At 72.3% G+C, this 546-nt stretch carries 1 pseudogene; it reads right to left on the reverse strand.

Annotated features, from left to right (window positions below):
• A pseudogene (locus FV228_RS34675) lies at nucleotides 1–152 on the reverse strand (TIGR00730 family Rossman fold protein); the annotation flags it as partial.
• Between the last annotated feature and the right edge of the window lie 394 nt (nucleotides 153–546).

Genomic DNA, 546 nt, shown 5'->3' on the forward strand with positions numbered 1-546 from the left:
GCGCCCATCAGCCCGACGTCGCCGCCGCCGTAGACCAGGCCCATCCCGGCCTGTGCGATCGCCGTGCCCAGGGTCTCCGCGGCCTCGCGAAACGCCGGGTCTCCGCCGAAGCCGGAGCCGCAATAGACACAGACAGTCCTCACCGGGGCCATCCGGCGCCCTCCATCACGCAACCGTTGCGAGCCGTCGAGAAAGACCCCCGCGCCCGGCGCTCCACGCGCCAAACTGCTGAATTCGCGTGGGATTCACCCGCCGGAGCGGCGGGACGGCTTGGTGTCGGGACCATGTACGGTATTATGGGCGCCGCAGTCGACGGTTTTTGAGCGGGCAGGTTGCCCATTCGCCGGGCGGCCGGACGAGCAGGGAGGCCTTCGTGGCGATGTCGAGACAGGTGCGGCGCAGTCTCGCCCTGGCGCTCGCCGGCCTCCTCGGCGGTCTCGGCCTCGTGCTGGTCCTGTTCGGCGGCGAGTCCCTGCGGCGGATGATCGGCCGGCACGATCCCGAGCCGCCCGCCGCCACCGCGCCGCAGGGCGGCCTGCGGAGCCT

Origin of the sequence: Methylobacterium sp. WL18 (genome assembly GCF_008040015.1) — a bacterium.
GTDB lineage: Bacteria > Pseudomonadota > Alphaproteobacteria > Rhizobiales > Beijerinckiaceae > Methylobacterium > Methylobacterium mesophilicum.